The following is a 13,106-nucleotide window of genomic DNA, read 5'->3' on the forward strand; positions in this document are numbered from 1 at the left end:
TTGAAGGCTTCGAGCGCCTTCGTCTGGTCGTTCATGAAGCGGTAGCGGATTTTCTCGAAGTTGTACTTGCCGCGGTTCCAGTTCTTGTGGAAACCCCACCAGTCAGCTCGGCGTTGCAGTTCCACGTAGCGGTCTTCGCGGAAGGTCTTGATCTTGTAGGGGCCCGAGACCACCGGGAACTCGTAGCGGATCTGGTTGAAGTCCTTGCCGGCCCACACATGCTTGGGGAACGCGAGCATGCCCGCAGCTTCCCAGAAGTTACCCCAGTGGGATTCCTTCGCGGTCATCTTCACCGTGAGGCTGTCGACCACCTCGGGGCGGTCGAAACGGCTAAGCCCGACCTTGAAAATCGGGGTGAGGTTCTTCTCGTCCATGATGACGTCGTAGTAGTACTGCACATCTTCGGCGGTGACGGGCTTGCCGTCGCTCCACCGGGCCCGCGCATCCACGTGGAAGGTGAATGTCTTGCCGTCTTCGCTGACGCTCCAGCTGTCGGCGAGAATACCGACTTCGCGGTCCTCGGTGGAGTGCAGACTCACGAGAGGCTCGAACATCATGCCCATGAGCTCGGCGGAGAAGCTGTTGTAGTCTTCCCACATGTTGAAGGACTTCGGCATCGCGGAGCCCCAGAGGGTGATTGTCCCGCAGGGGCGGGCGTCCTTCGAGGCAATCGGGTCGAACTCGCCCGTGGCGGTGGAATCGACCGGCAGTTCCGGGCAGTTCAGCTCGGCGGTCTTGCCCGCGGACTTGGAGGCCCCCTGCTCGTTGCAGGCGGTAAGGGCCATCGCCGACACCATCAGGAATGCAAAAGCTATACCATAAATTCTCGTCTTCATAATCATCATTCTCTCATCCAATTGAGGTTCGCGGTTCCAGGCTCGGGGCTCGAGAGCTGAGGCCCTAACCACCAACCACTAACCACTGTCTACTACGGTAACCCCACGTGGCGCTGTTTCTGCTTCTTCACCTTGGGGCCCTTATCGGACTCCTCGGGCTCGGCCGCAGCCATCTCGGCCCTGAGAATTTCCAGCGAGACACGGGCGGCTTCCTGCTCGGCCTTCTTCTTGTTCGGGCCCGTCCCCCGACCGTAGACCTTCCCGTTCACGGAGACCTCGGCGGTGAACGACTTCTGGTGTTCCGGACCGTCTTCGGCCACAATCGCGTACTCCGGGGACATGTGCAGCTTGGAGCCCTGCGTGAGTTCCAGCAGCTCGCTCTTGTAGTTCACGAAGTCCTCGGCCACGATGATTTCTTGCACGCGCGGGAAATGGAAACGGTTGAGGATGGCGCGGACCTCTTCGAGCCCGCCGTCCAGGTACACCGCCCCGAGCACCGCCTCGTAGGCATCGGCGAGGATCGTTTCCTTGCCCCGACCGCCCATCTTGGCCTCGGACTTGCCAATCTTGATGTAGTCGCCCAAGTTCCATTCCTTGGAAGACTGGGCGCAGGCATGGCCAGAAACCACAGCGCTCTTGCGCTTGGAGAGGTTGCCTTCGGAATCGTCGGGGTACGTCTTGTACAGGTATTCCGTGGTCAGCATGTTGAGCACGGAATCGCCCAGGAACTCCAGACGTTCGTTGTTGTTTGTGTACGGGAGGTCCTTGCCGGACAGGAAAGACCGATGCACCAGGGCATGGGCCAGCAGTTCCGGATCGCGGAACCTATACCCGAGCTTCGCCTCAAGCCCGTCACCGGACTTCTGGCGAAACCAGAGCTTCAGCACTTTGTGGAGTAGAGTATTCTTTTCCATATTTAATAGGGGTTAGGGGCTAGAGGCTAGGATCTAGGGGAAAAATAGGGATTAGGGGTTAGAGATTTGGATTTAAGAGTCAGCCTCTAGATCCTAGTCTCTAATCTCTAATCAACAAGAAAGGGCAGCCTCGTTCGGGCCACCCTGTCCAGTTGCTTTTCCGATGAGAACCGAATTAAGCCTTCTTGGATTCGATGAAGGCGACCACGTCGGCAACCTTCTGGAACTTTTCGGCATCGGAATCGAGGATTTCGACTTCGAATTCGTCTTCGAGAGCCATAACCAGTTCCACGCGATCGAGAGAGTCCGCACCCAGGTCATTGCCGAATTCGGATTCCATCTTCACGTCTTCGGCCTTGACTTCGAGCTTGGCGACGATGACGTCGGTAATCTTCTTGAAAATTTCTTCTTGTGTCATTGTTAACTCCGTTTGGATTGTTTGATGTTAAATTTAATAAAAAATGGCTAGGCGTTCAACCCACCATCTACACCCAGAATCTGGCCAGTGATGTAGCAGGCGTCATCGGAAGCCAAAAAAGCGACCGCATTGGCCACATCTTCGGGTTTTCCGATACGTCCGAGGGGGATTTGGGCTGCATATTTTTCCTTGGTGGCGTCGTCCATGGCGGCGGTCATGTCGGTCCCGATGAAACCGGGAGCGATGGCGTTGACCGTAATGCCGCGAGAGGCGAATTCCCTCGCGTTGGAGCGGGTCATGCCGATGATGCCGGCCTTGGCAGCGGCGTAGTTGGCCTGTCCGGCCTGGCCACGCAGGGCGTTAATGCTTGAAATGTTGATAATGTGGCCGGTACGCTTGCCCATCATGGTGCGGGCGACGGCACGGGTACACAGGAACACGGAACGCAGATTGGTCGCAATGACCGCGTCAAATTCTTCGTCCTTCATGCGCATCAGGAGGCCGTCACGGGTGATACCGGCATTGTTGACCAGGATGTCAACCGTGCCCATGTCGGCGATAATCTGCTTGAACACATTCTGGACCGTCTCGGAGTCGGCCACGTTGCATGCGTAGCTCTTGACCTGCACCCCAAGTTCGGCGGAAAGTTTGGCCGCCAGTTCTTCCTTGACCGAGGTGGAAAGGATGGCGACGTCCGCACCTTCGCTAGCAAGCTTTGTAGCGATGGCGAGACCGATACCACGGGAAGCCCCCGTGACAATGGCTTTTTTACCTGTAAGTTTTCCCATAGTAGAACCTTCTTAGTAGGAAGTTAGAAGTTGGAAGTAGGAAGTTAGATGTAGGAAGTTTCTGTCTACTGTCTACTTCCTACTGTCTACTTTTTTATCCCTTCAGTGCCTGGAAAGCCTCGATGGTTTCCACCGGCGTGACCTTCACGTCGCGGCTGATCTTACGCATCAGGCCCATGAGCACCTTGCCGGAGCCGACTTCCACGCCCTGCGTGACACCCAGGGACATGGCCTTGTTCATGCAGTCGTTCCAGCGGACCGGAGACACCAGTTGGCGCACCAGCAGGTCGGCAATTTCGCTACCCTTCGTGACCGGTTCGGCAATCACGTTCGCGATGACCGGCTTTTCGACGTCCTTGAAGGTCGTCTTGGCAATCGCTTCGGCGAGGCCGGCCTGGGCAAACTGCATCAGCGGGCTGTGGAAGGCGCCCGAAACGGCGAGCGGAATGGCCTTGATGCCTGCGGCAGCGCAGTTTTCAACCAGCTTGTTCACGCCGGCGACCGCACCGGACACCACAATCTGGCCCGGGCAGTTGATGTTGGCCGGGACCACGACGCCTTCGGCCTTGACCGCTTCGCAAAGTTCAAGAATCTTGGCTTCGTCCTGGCCCATGATGGCAGCCATCGCACCGGGGTTCTTGGAACCGGCCGATGCCATGAGTTCGCCACGGGTACGCACCAGGCGGAGGCCTTCTTCAAAGCTGAAACCGCCAGCAGCGTAGATAGCGGAGTATTCACCGAGGGAATGCCCGGCCACGTAGTCGAACGCGAAACCTTCGGACTTGAGGAGTTCCATCACCATGGCAGACACGGTGAAGAGGGCCGGCTGGGTGTTGTCGGTGCTCTTGAGCACGTCTTCGGGGCCTTCGGCCATGAGCTTCGAGAGTGAGAAGCCCAGGATTTCGTCGGCCTGCATCATAATCTTCTTGGCCGGTTCAAACGTGGAAGCGAGCGTCTGGCCCATGCCCACGTACTGGGCACCCTGGCCCGGGAAAAGCAAAATCGTCTTAGACATCATAAACCTCTGCGGCTAGGCCGCAATTTTATTTTTGCTCCCTAAATTAAAAAATTACAGCAAAGCATTCGAGGGTTTTCCAGGGAAAAACGCTCCAGAGGCCCGAAAGAAAGCATTATAAAGTATTTTTGTAAACAAACAAAGCCCCACCGTTCCGAAAAACGGCAGGGCAGTTCTTTCCTAAAGTTAAAATCTAGAGCCCGATTCTAACAACTTTGTATTCCTTGATACTCCCTGCAGAGAACTTCACGATATAGGCCCCAGCAGGGACCTGTTCCATGTTCCACTGCAACGCATGGCGGCCGGCACCCTGTTGCCCCGGAGCATACAGCTTCATGGTCTTGCCCTTGATCGAGACCAGCGAGACCCTGACATTGCGGGCCGTCGGGAGTGCGTAGTTCACGTCGATGACATTCCCGTGGTTTGCGATTTCGAGGTAGGAAGCTCCGGCCGGCGAGACACTCGGAATGTTGTCCTTCTTCGAGGAATCGGCCTTTGCCGTATCTGCCTTCGTCGTATCGGTCGTGGTGGTATCGTTCTTGGTAGAATCCTTAGGCGTAACAATAGGAGCGTCGGCAGCAAGAAGCACGTTCACTGCAAGGAACGTGGCATTGCCAGATATGGCTGTCTCTGTCGCCGTATAGTTTGATACATCCGACAGCAAGGAATCCGTCATCGCGCCTCCCATGAGCGCACCGACCGGCGGCCTGTAGCTATAAGTCACAGGAAGAGCCACCATTGACTCCCTGTCAAACCCATTCCAGAATTCCGGGTTGGCCGTGCGGTGATGGACATGCGATTCGTTCTTGTCGCCTACGCCAACCATAAAGCACATATCCCACTGGTTTACGCCCAGAATATAGTTCACTTTGTTTATCGCAAGCTGGCGAACTTCGGCATGTTTCCATGCAACCGACTTATTGAAAGTCTTCTTATTTTCAACATCCTTGGCTACTTCCGCATAAGTTAGCATATTGAGAATATTGCCAGAATCATAAAGGTTCGGAGCCCAAGAATAACGAACCATAACATACCACGGGGTCGGATAGCTCAAAGAAAATTTTTCCAAGAAAGCAATCGAATTCGATGTTTCCGATGAAGCGGACAATGAACCATCTTGCGCACCCCTTGCCAACACATTAAGCACCCTTTCTATATATTCCAAACGGAGCACGTTCTGAATGCCAAATTTTTCAGCCGTAGTTTCATCGGCCAGGAGCAACTTGTAGAAGGCATACAATGTTATCGCGAAACGATTGTCATAATCCGAAGGCCAACCTCCGGCGGTAAAGCTGTTTTCGTAGCCAAGCCACCCCGCGGGAAAATATTCAAGAGAATACTCGGCAGATTTATTATCGTTAATTTTCTTATCTCCGGCGGCATCGTTCAGATAGTCCATCTTCTTTGTCTTTTCATAGGTCGCATAATGGAGGGCGATAGCCGCCATCGCAAGGGCATCAATATATTTCGAATGACTGGAGCAGGAATATAAATCAATACAAACGTCCGGTTCGCCGAAGTGTTCCTTGGCATAGCCGTACAATTTCTCGGCAACTTTAAGACAGCTATCTGCAAAAGTCGAATCATATGCGGCATAGCGCACGCTCAGCAGGGCAAGGCCAGCCGCAATCTGGGCAGACATGCCGGGGCCAACGCCGTGCAAAACAGGCCTTGCTGGCACCGGGTTCATAGATTCCATATTGTCCGCACGATTCCAATAATTATGGTCATCAGCATCACCGATGTTTACAATCATATCCTTGATGTCGCCCTTGGCATATTCATAGGAACGCAAGAAGAATTCGGCACCATGACGTGCTTCGCGCAACATGTCCGGAATGCCGTCCGTCTTTACAGTTTCGTTATGGTTGAAGGCGTAATGGTCTTCATCACGTTCCGGGTTCGTCGCCGAAAGTAACGAAAGCATCAAGAAGGCATAGCCCATAGTCGAGGACACCTTCAAGTTGTCGCCACAATCGTACCAACCACCAGGAATGGAGTCGTGCACATGGCTTGCCTTGTGGAACCAGGACTCCGAATCACCACTGCGCTGCACGCCAAAGAACTTGAGGTTCGCGTCGCGCACCATCGAATAGACCTTGTCGCTCACGATAAAGGTAGAGGAATATTCCTTGCCCACCTTGATACGGAGGCGCTTGTCCGTAGGGAGCGAAGCCATATCAGCAAGTTTACCCGCACACAGCTTGGTTGTGGGAATCGCCAAATTCACCGTATAGCGAGTATCCGTACAATAATTGGCGTAAGCCTTCAACGTCCTGATAGACGTGGAGTTATCTCCGGTAGCCGTAAACTTGCCGTCCTTAGCCAGTTCGTTCCCATCCAAGTCGACAACAGAATAGGTCGCCGTTTCGCAACTAGCCGAAATATAGTAGAACTGCTTTTCGGGGTCATTCGTAAGGTAACCGGCCTGGTTCACGCGGATATTGCCAACCTTCAAGCTCAAGGCATCGATGTAGGCCTGGTTCAAGGTGTCTGCAATGTAAGCGTTCGCTTTGAAATCTTCGGGCTTTGAACCGGGTGCCGGAGTGCCGACCACCGAATCCTTTTCATTTACGTTAAAATGGCTAAAATCATAGACCGTTCCGCCGTCTACGACACTCGAGGTATCCCAGGCCATCGGGTAAACCGGGCGAATCAGGTCGTACGGGGTATCCGCAGCCAAAACGGACTGGGTTGCACCCAAGGCTACGCCAAAAGCGGCTGCCGTCTTTAAAACCGTAAACTTGGACATTCTCATCTCCTTCATAAAACGCCTTTTCGAAGGCAACCTATCTTGAGACAATTTAAAAACTTTTAGCCCCCACATGGAACGAAAAAATTTTCCCGTGATTCATTACACACAAAAAGAACAGAACCCTAATCTCTTAGGGTTCTGCCATTAAAGCTTGTTGTAAGCAGGGGGCGTTACTTCGCTTCGGCGGGTTCGTCCTTGATGGCGGCCAGACGTTCGTTCACGTTCTTGGACACGCCCTTCTCGGCGTACTTCGCAGCGACTTCCACAGCCTTCTCGATAGCGAGAGCATCGGAACGGCCGTGAGCGATAATGCCCGTGCCGTTGAGGCCGAGGAGCAAGGCACCACCCGTCATGCGGTAGTCCCACATTTCGTCGAAGCGGCGACCATTCGGAGTGTCAATAAAGCCGAACATCTTCTTGTGCAGTTCGTAGAAGCCTTCAAGCATTTTCAGGACAACATTGCCTGTAAAGCCCGAAGTCACCACGACGTCGGCGGCACCTTCGATGAGCGTTTCGCCTTCGATATTGCCGATGAAGTTCACCGGGGCAGACTTCAGCAACTGGTGTGCTTCCTGGAGCACGGCTGGGCCCTTGTGTTCTTCTTCGCCCATGTTCAAAAGGCCAACCTTCGGATTCTGGTAACCGAAGTAGGTCTCGGCAAAAGCGGATCCCGCGATGGCAAAGTCCACCAGCGTAGAAGCGCGTTCATCGACGTTCGCACCGGCATCGACCAAGATAATCGGACGGTCGGCGGTAGGAATAACGCAACCGATAGGCGGACGGCTGAACTTTTCGCTTGACTTCCCGAGAAGCATGAGGCAAGACGCCATCATGGCACCGGAGTTGCCGGCGCTCACCGAGGCGTCCACCATTCCCTTCTTCTGCAAGGCGACGCAAGTCACCAGGCCGGAGTGGGGTTTCTTCTTGAGAACCTGTACGGGGTGTTCGTCCATGGCGACCGGATCCGGCGCGTCAACGACCGAAATACCATTGCCAGCGTAGCCAAGCTTTTCCAGCCCAGCCTTGACCTCGGCCTCCGGTCCGCACAAGACAACATGCAAATCAGCATTTTTCTTGACGGCGTTTACAGCACCTTCTATCACTACGTCGGGGGCAAAATCGCCACCCAATGCATCCAAGGCAACTTTTACCATGAACAACTCCTTAAAAGCGACTAGGCTTCAGCACCCTTCATGTCGACAACTTCAACACCATTGTAGTAACCGCAAACCGGGCACACGCGGTGCGGGCGCTTCACGGAACCGCAATGTTCGCAAGTGGCCATGGCCGGCACTTCCATCTTCCAGTGGGTGCGGCGCTTGTCACGACGGGCGGTCGAGGTTTTTCTTTTAGGTACTGCCATTTTTAACTCCTATTTTCCATTTTGCTTTTTAAAGCTTTGAGTTTTTCCCAGCGGGGGTCCATAGTGTCTTCGGACTCTGCGGAACCGTCACTGGTCGGTTTGTTTGATACAAAGATAAAATCTTCGTCGGGATTTTTCACGGGTGCGGCCGGTTCTTGCAGTATAACCAGCTGTCGAACGCACTCGGAAACGTCCACGAAGTACTGCCCCTGGGGAATTCTATAAGCGAAGACATCTGCATCGTCTTCATCGAGTTCCTGTTTAGCCACCCCTAGCCTTTCGACTTCCACGACGATTTCAGTTTCGAAGGGACGGTCGAACAACTCGAGCGTGCGGGAGCAGGTCAGAGTTTGCACTCCGGAGAGCGTACCGGACACAAGCCACTTGCTAGGGCCTTCGGGGCTAACCAGCACCTGGGCTACCAGATCGCCTTTCAGGTGCAGTTCGTCGAAGATTTCGGGGGCATCGGCATGGGACCAGACCACCCGGCGGTCTTCGGATTCCTTAAGTTCTTGTGCGATATCGATTCTCAAAGTGGCCCCAAATCTAGTAAAAACTAGACATGATTTCAATAATCAGGATATTACAATCTGGTTTAAAAAGTTTGCGGAAGGGGTTCCAGCCCGGAATTTTAACCTAATCTACTTGCTCGGGTCGGGTTTATCCCAGGGGAATGGATTCCCGTCGTTTTCGGGCGGCATCACGGGTATCATGACCTTTTTTGGGAAAACAGCCGCGCAACCATTCAAGGCAACGCCGACAGCGAGTATCGCAAAAGCCAAAAGAAGCCTTCTCATCGGATTTTCTCCTTCGATACACGACTCACTATGGGGATGAAGTCTTTCGGGTCGTACGCGATGTGGCGGTAAGCCCAGATGAGGGAATTGTCCTTCGCCTTGCGCATCTCGAAAACGACAACGACACCCACCGTATCGCGAACTAGCTGCAGTAGCAGTTTCCGGTCGCTCTGCTGAACGTCGTCGACCAGGGTCACGTGGTCATCGAGAGCCACATACTGCTTGGTCAACACGTGCAGGCGTTCACCGTAATCCGGGTGCACTCCTTCTACCTGCGCCGTTTTTCGCCATGTTTCGGATAAAAGGCCATTTTTACGGACAAAAAAACACTTACAGCCTTGCAATTCCAGGGGCTTTAAAAAGCACCTAGAATTTCCTATCTTTGGGGGCGGCCAGTTCGAAACCCATCCTGGCCTTAGGTTGCGGAGTTCCCGCAGGCCCTATAAACCAAAACTAGGAGTCAAAATGCGTTCAGAAGCAGAACTCGAAGGCGTCACGCTGCTCGGCAACAACAAGACCCAGTACAAGACGACCTACAGCCCCGAAGTGCTCGAAAAATTCCCGAACAAGCACCCGGGCAACGACTACATGGTCACTTTCAACTGCCCGGAATTCACGAGCCTTTGCCCCAAAACCGGCCAGCCCGACTTTGCCGAAATCAAGATTCACTACATCCCGGACCAGTTCCTGGTAGAATCGAAGTCGCTCAAGCTGTACATGTTCTCGTTCAGGAACCACGGGGATTTCCACGAAGACTGCGTGAATATCATCATGAAGGACCTCGTGAAGCTTTTGGACCCGAAGTACATCGAAGTCGAGGGGCTGTTCATGCCGCGCGGAGGCATCTCGCTCTACCCGTTCGCCAACTACGGCAAGCCGGGCACCGAATTCGAATCGCTCGCCAAGACCCGCCTATTTGCCGCAATCGACCGGAGGAAATAGGAGCGAGGCTCGAAGCTCCAGGCACGAGCAGTGAGCGATGAGCCGACGAGTCATGCGCCTGCGAATGACATTTTTTTCCTCTCTCGTCTCTCGTCTATTTCCCTAACCACCAACCACTGTTTACTAACCACTATCTACCTCACACCTCAAAGGCGCAACGCGCCGACCTCAAACCCCATGCCTCTACAAAACGAACTCATCCTCATCGCCTCCATCTTCGCCTTCTTCGGGGGCCTCGTCGCCTTCTTCCGCTTCTTCGGTAAGCAGGGCATCTTCGCCTGGACTGTCATCTGCACCATCGCCGCCAACATCGAGGTACTTATTCTGGTACACGCCTTCGGGCTCGACACCACGCTCGGCAACGTCATTTTCGCCTCGACTTTCCTCGCGACCGACATCATGAGCGAAATCTTCGGCAAAAAAGAGGCTAGCCGCTGCGTCAAAATCGGCATCCTCGCAAACGTCACGTTCATCCTGATTTCCCAGAGCTGGTTCTTGTACATCCCCGCCGAGGGCGACTCCATGGCCGGCCCCATCCGTACCGTATTTGCCAATACGCCCCGCGTGATGCTTGCTAGCCTGTTCGCCTACGCCGTATGCGAACTGTTCGATGTGTGGGCCTACCACGCCTGGTGGAAATGGACCGAGAAAAAGTTCGGCGACAAGAAGCGCTTCTTGTGGCTGCGCAACAACGGCTCCACGCTCGTAAGCCAGCTCATCAATGTGGTGGTGTTCAACCTGCTCGCCTTCGCCGGCGTGTTCCCGTGGAATACGATTGTCGAAATCCTGATTTTCGGCTACGGTATCTTCATCGTGACATCGCTGATGGACACACCGTTCGTGTACCTCGCCCGCCGCATTGCGGACAAGCACCCGGAACTGCTGAAAGAATAGCGTTTAAGTTCTAGACTACAGCAGTAAAAGGGAAGCTTTATTCTTCCTCTTCCAGGCACAACAGTGTAGCGGATTCAAAGAGGGAATCGCGGTTGCCCTTCTGGAACGGGGTCGAACTATAAACGCGCATCACCCCGCCATCGCAAGTCCTTTTCAGGTCTTCTTCTCCGGCCAGGGTCGAGTCCACCGTGCCGAGGGCGGATTGGCACAACGAGGGGAGAACCAAATCGGTCTCGACAACCGAAGAAACGGAATACATATCCCCCTTCCAAATATAAACCGTCTTTGCGGCGGGCATGCCAAACGAAGGAATCACCCACACATTGTCGTTCTTGTCGATATCGCAACCTTGCTTTAGGTTCGGGTCGTTCAAAACGCTCAAGTCAGGGTATTCCCCTTCGCTACTCGGAGACGATTCCGGTTCTGCGGGTTCTACGCCGGGGTCTTCTTCGCCGGCACTGCTGGAGGATTCTTTATTTACAACGGCACTGCTACTAGAAGACTTGGCTTTTTTCTTGCTGCTGCTGGAAGATTTTTCGCTTTTCTTGCTGCTGGACGAGGATTCTGCTTCTTCCTCATCTTCCTCATCTCCTTCGGTGCTGCTCGAGATTTCTTCGTCCTCATCGTCCATGCTACTGGAGGAGATTTTCTCATCTTCATCAGCCTTGCTGCTAGACGAAACATCGTCGGCATCGGCTTCGATTTTGGTATCGTTCGAAATCCCAGTGCTACTGTCGTCACCACAACCGACAAAACAGATTGCCAGGGCGAACGAAATAGAAACAACTAATACCTTGACCAGGCCGAAAGGTCCAAATTGCATGCTTTCTCCTTGTACATGTCGTAGGAAATATACAAAAAAGGCCCCGCAGGGCCCATTTTTCATTTTATCCACCTAGAATTATAAATCGCACAACGCCATCGCTTCTTCGTAGATTTCATCCCGGTCCGCATCATCGACGACCCTTTCAGCTCGTGATTTATATACGCTACCTTCACAATAAGCGTGGTCATTCGGATCGGCGTTTTCTACCGACTCCTCGCAAGTTTCTTCATCCTCGAGTCTCATGTTCATTTCAGCAACAGCGGTATAGCTATTCCCGCTCCACGTGACAGTCGTCCGGCCCACGCCGGCAACGTCCATCACCCATACGTCATCATCCTTCTCGAAATCGCAAGTAGAACCGCTAGCCGATTCCCCGGCGCTGCTGGAAGACAAGTCCTCATCATCTTCATCGTCAAATTCAGCGGGAAGGCCGTTGTACATTCTGCACTTACGCATGAACTCGCCGAACGCCTCGTCGCGGTCATAGTCCGGGTCAACACCCTTGATGGTCTTGAATTCTTCCGAGCCCTTGTCCGTACACCAGTACTTCTCATGGTAGGTCTGGTCGTCCCTGGTGTAAGTGTCTTCTTCGGGGCCAGTTAAACTGCACAGTTGTTTCGCCAAGCTCCCTTCCGAAACTGTATGGGTAGAATCGATGGAGCCACCCTCCTTGAATTCATAGTAGTAGCTCTTGTATTCCACTCCAGACGAATTGTCCTTGAGATAGAACTTCCACACCTTGTCGTCTTTCTTGAAGTTGCAGCCTGCGGTCATGCCATTGTAAGTGCCAGCAGAACTGCCGCCGTCCTTGCTCGAAGAGGAAGATTTATTTTTGCTGCTGGAAGAAGACCGGCCTGCACTACTCGAAGAAAGCTTGATAGCTATCCCGTTGTGTTTTACGCACTCCTCCATGGACATTTCAAAATACGTTTTACGGGACTTATCATACATTTCCCCAAAATCCGCGACATTAGTTCCATACATAACTCCGTTCTCGCACCAGTATGTAGAGACTATTTTCGTGTCTAAGAGAACATCTTCACTCGTTTCTTTACCCTTCTTCTGTTTACACTCTTTGGCAGTCTCGGGCCCACTGAAGACAAAATACGTTGAATCCTTGAGATACTTGCCATCAAAGAAACTGAAACTGTACACCTCATAAGTATCGTCATCTTTAGTTTCAGTGTAAGCATAGGCCCATACCTCGTCGTCTTGCTTGAAGTCGCACTTCCCTATTTCGACGTCGGGCACGTTCACATTGTCAAAACGTTCCTTTTTGCTAGAGCTAGAGCCATCCTTTTTAGAGGAACTGGAGGAATCGTCCCTGCCGCTAGAGTCGTTCTTCTTGGAAGAACTGGAAGAACTGGAGGAACTGTCCTTGCCGCTAGAGTCGTCATCAATAGCGGAATTTTCCGGATCGTCGAAATTCCCGTCGGCAGCAGTGCTGCTTTCGCCACTACAGCCAACAAAACTCAAAGCTAGGGCGAACGGGACTAAAACGGCCAGCATTTTGGTCAGGCCAAGGTGTTCAAAACGCATTATTCCTCCTGCGCGATGG

The 13,106-nt window shown here is 53.2% G+C and carries 15 protein-coding genes; 2 read left to right on the forward strand and 13 right to left on the reverse strand.

Annotated elements, in window-relative coordinates:
• The 11 genes from Q0Y46_RS09565 to Q0Y46_RS09615 form a co-directional block, all read right to left on the reverse strand.
• A partial coding sequence (locus Q0Y46_RS09565) for an ABC transporter substrate-binding protein (protein ID WP_297946949.1) occupies positions 1 to 845 on the reverse strand: 845 nt, incomplete at its 3' end.
• An 83-nt stretch (positions 846 to 928) separates the two neighbouring features.
• Positions 929 to 1,750: a ribonuclease III gene (gene rnc / locus Q0Y46_RS09570; protein WP_295680355.1), complete on the reverse strand. Its 822-nt coding sequence runs from the start codon at positions 1,748 to 1,750 to the stop codon at positions 929 to 931.
• A gap of 175 nt (positions 1,751 to 1,925) precedes the next feature.
• Positions 1,926 to 2,168, reverse strand: a complete 243-nt coding sequence (gene acpP, locus Q0Y46_RS09575; RefSeq protein WP_173341314.1) for an acyl carrier protein — start codon at positions 2,166 to 2,168, stop codon at positions 1,926 to 1,928.
• Between the two features lie 47 nt (positions 2,169 to 2,215).
• Positions 2,216 to 2,956, reverse strand: a complete 741-nt coding sequence (fabG, locus tag Q0Y46_RS09580; protein ID WP_295680352.1) for a 3-oxoacyl-[acyl-carrier-protein] reductase — start codon at positions 2,954 to 2,956, stop codon at positions 2,216 to 2,218.
• 94 nt (positions 2,957 to 3,050) lie between these two features.
• Positions 3,051 to 3,971: an ACP S-malonyltransferase gene (fabD, locus tag Q0Y46_RS09585; protein WP_297946952.1), complete on the reverse strand. Its 921-nt coding sequence runs from the start codon at positions 3,969 to 3,971 to the stop codon at positions 3,051 to 3,053.
• Positions 3,972 to 4,164: 193 nt separating this feature from the next.
• A complete protein-coding gene (locus Q0Y46_RS09590) occupies positions 4,165 to 6,723 on the reverse strand; it encodes a glycoside hydrolase family 9 protein (RefSeq protein ID WP_295680346.1) in 2,559 nt (852 codons plus the stop codon).
• 173 nt (positions 6,724 to 6,896) lie between these two features.
• A complete protein-coding gene (gene plsX / locus Q0Y46_RS09595) occupies positions 6,897 to 7,880 on the reverse strand; it encodes a phosphate acyltransferase PlsX (protein ID WP_295680343.1) in 984 nt (327 codons plus the stop codon).
• A gap of 20 nt (positions 7,881 to 7,900) precedes the next feature.
• Positions 7,901 to 8,089 (reverse strand): 50S ribosomal protein L32, encoded by a 189-nt coding sequence (gene rpmF, locus Q0Y46_RS09600; RefSeq protein ID WP_290960253.1) that lies wholly within the window; start codon positions 8,087 to 8,089, stop codon positions 7,901 to 7,903.
• Between the two features lie 2 nt (positions 8,090 to 8,091).
• Positions 8,092 to 8,622, reverse strand: coding sequence for a DUF177 domain-containing protein (locus Q0Y46_RS09605; RefSeq protein WP_295680340.1), 531 nt, complete (start codon positions 8,620 to 8,622; stop codon positions 8,092 to 8,094).
• Positions 8,623 to 8,730: 108 nt separating this feature from the next.
• Positions 8,731 to 8,886: a hypothetical protein gene (locus Q0Y46_RS09610; protein WP_295680336.1), complete on the reverse strand. Its 156-nt coding sequence runs from the start codon at positions 8,884 to 8,886 to the stop codon at positions 8,731 to 8,733.
• Entirely contained in the window at positions 8,883 to 9,149 is a 267-nt protein-coding gene (locus tag Q0Y46_RS09615) for a hypothetical protein (RefSeq protein WP_295680333.1), read from the reverse strand. Before Q0Y46_RS09615 ends, Q0Y46_RS09610 begins: the two co-directional genes overlap by 4 nt.
• A 202-nt stretch (positions 9,150 to 9,351) precedes the next feature.
• Between Q0Y46_RS09615 and queF the strand changes: the two genes are divergently transcribed.
• Together queF and Q0Y46_RS09625 are read left to right on the forward strand one after the other, a co-directional pair.
• Entirely contained in the window at positions 9,352 to 9,828 is a 477-nt protein-coding gene (gene queF, locus Q0Y46_RS09620; RefSeq protein WP_297946955.1) for a preQ(1) synthase, read from the forward strand.
• A 177-nt stretch (positions 9,829 to 10,005) separates the two neighbouring features.
• On the forward strand, positions 10,006 to 10,722 hold the full coding sequence (locus Q0Y46_RS09625) for a queuosine precursor transporter (RefSeq protein WP_297946957.1): 717 nt from the start codon (positions 10,006 to 10,008) through the stop codon (positions 10,720 to 10,722).
• Between the two features lie 37 nt (positions 10,723 to 10,759).
• Here Q0Y46_RS09625 and Q0Y46_RS09630 read toward each other — a convergent pair whose 3' ends face one another.
• Positions 10,760 to 11,545, reverse strand: coding sequence for a hypothetical protein (locus Q0Y46_RS09630; RefSeq protein WP_297946959.1), 786 nt, complete (start codon positions 11,543 to 11,545; stop codon positions 10,760 to 10,762).
• A 78-nt stretch (positions 11,546 to 11,623) separates the two neighbouring features.
• Positions 11,624 to 13,087 (reverse strand): hypothetical protein, encoded by a 1,464-nt coding sequence (locus tag Q0Y46_RS09635; protein WP_297946961.1) that lies wholly within the window; start codon positions 13,085 to 13,087, stop codon positions 11,624 to 11,626.
• Positions 13,088 to 13,106: the final 19 nt, after the last annotated feature.

Origin of the sequence: uncultured Fibrobacter sp., assembly GCF_947305105.1 — a bacterium.
Taxonomy (GTDB): Bacteria; Fibrobacterota; Fibrobacteria; order Fibrobacterales; family Fibrobacteraceae; genus Fibrobacter.

What these genes read in the sequence shown, in the direction of transcription:
- rnc (WP_295680355.1), bottom strand. Translation starts at nt 1,750, where the DNA reads ATGGAAAAGAATACTCTACTCCACAAAGTGCTGAAGCTCTGGTTTCGC.
- acpP (WP_173341314.1), bottom strand. Translation starts at nt 2,168, where the DNA reads ATGACACAAGAAGAAATTTTCAAGAAGATTACCGACGTCATCGTCGCC.
- fabG (WP_295680352.1), bottom strand. Translation starts at nt 2,956, where the DNA reads ATGGGAAAACTTACAGGTAAAAAAGCCATTGTCACGGGGGCTTCCCGT.
- fabD (WP_297946952.1), bottom strand. Translation starts at nt 3,971, where the DNA reads ATGTCTAAGACGATTTTGCTTTTCCCGGGCCAGGGTGCCCAGTACGTG.
- Q0Y46_RS09590 (WP_295680346.1), bottom strand. Translation starts at nt 6,723, where the DNA reads ATGTCCAAGTTTACGGTTTTAAAGACGGCAGCCGCTTTTGGCGTAGCC.
- plsX (WP_295680343.1), bottom strand. Translation starts at nt 7,880, where the DNA reads ATGGTAAAAGTTGCCTTGGATGCATTGGGTGGCGATTTTGCCCCCGAC.
- rpmF (WP_290960253.1), bottom strand. Translation starts at nt 8,089, where the DNA reads ATGGCAGTACCTAAAAGAAAAACCTCGACCGCCCGTCGTGACAAGCGC.
- Q0Y46_RS09610 (WP_295680336.1), bottom strand. Translation starts at nt 8,886, where the DNA reads ATGAGAAGGCTTCTTTTGGCTTTTGCGATACTCGCTGTCGGCGTTGCC.
- queF (WP_297946955.1), top strand. Translation starts at nt 9,352, where the DNA reads ATGCGTTCAGAAGCAGAACTCGAAGGCGTCACGCTGCTCGGCAACAAC.
- Q0Y46_RS09625 (WP_297946957.1), top strand. Translation starts at nt 10,006, where the DNA reads ATGCCTCTACAAAACGAACTCATCCTCATCGCCTCCATCTTCGCCTTC.
- Q0Y46_RS09630 (WP_297946959.1), bottom strand. Translation starts at nt 11,545, where the DNA reads ATGCAATTTGGACCTTTCGGCCTGGTCAAGGTATTAGTTGTTTCTATT.
- Q0Y46_RS09635 (WP_297946961.1), bottom strand. Translation starts at nt 13,087, where the DNA reads ATGCGTTTTGAACACCTTGGCCTGACCAAAATGCTGGCCGTTTTAGTC.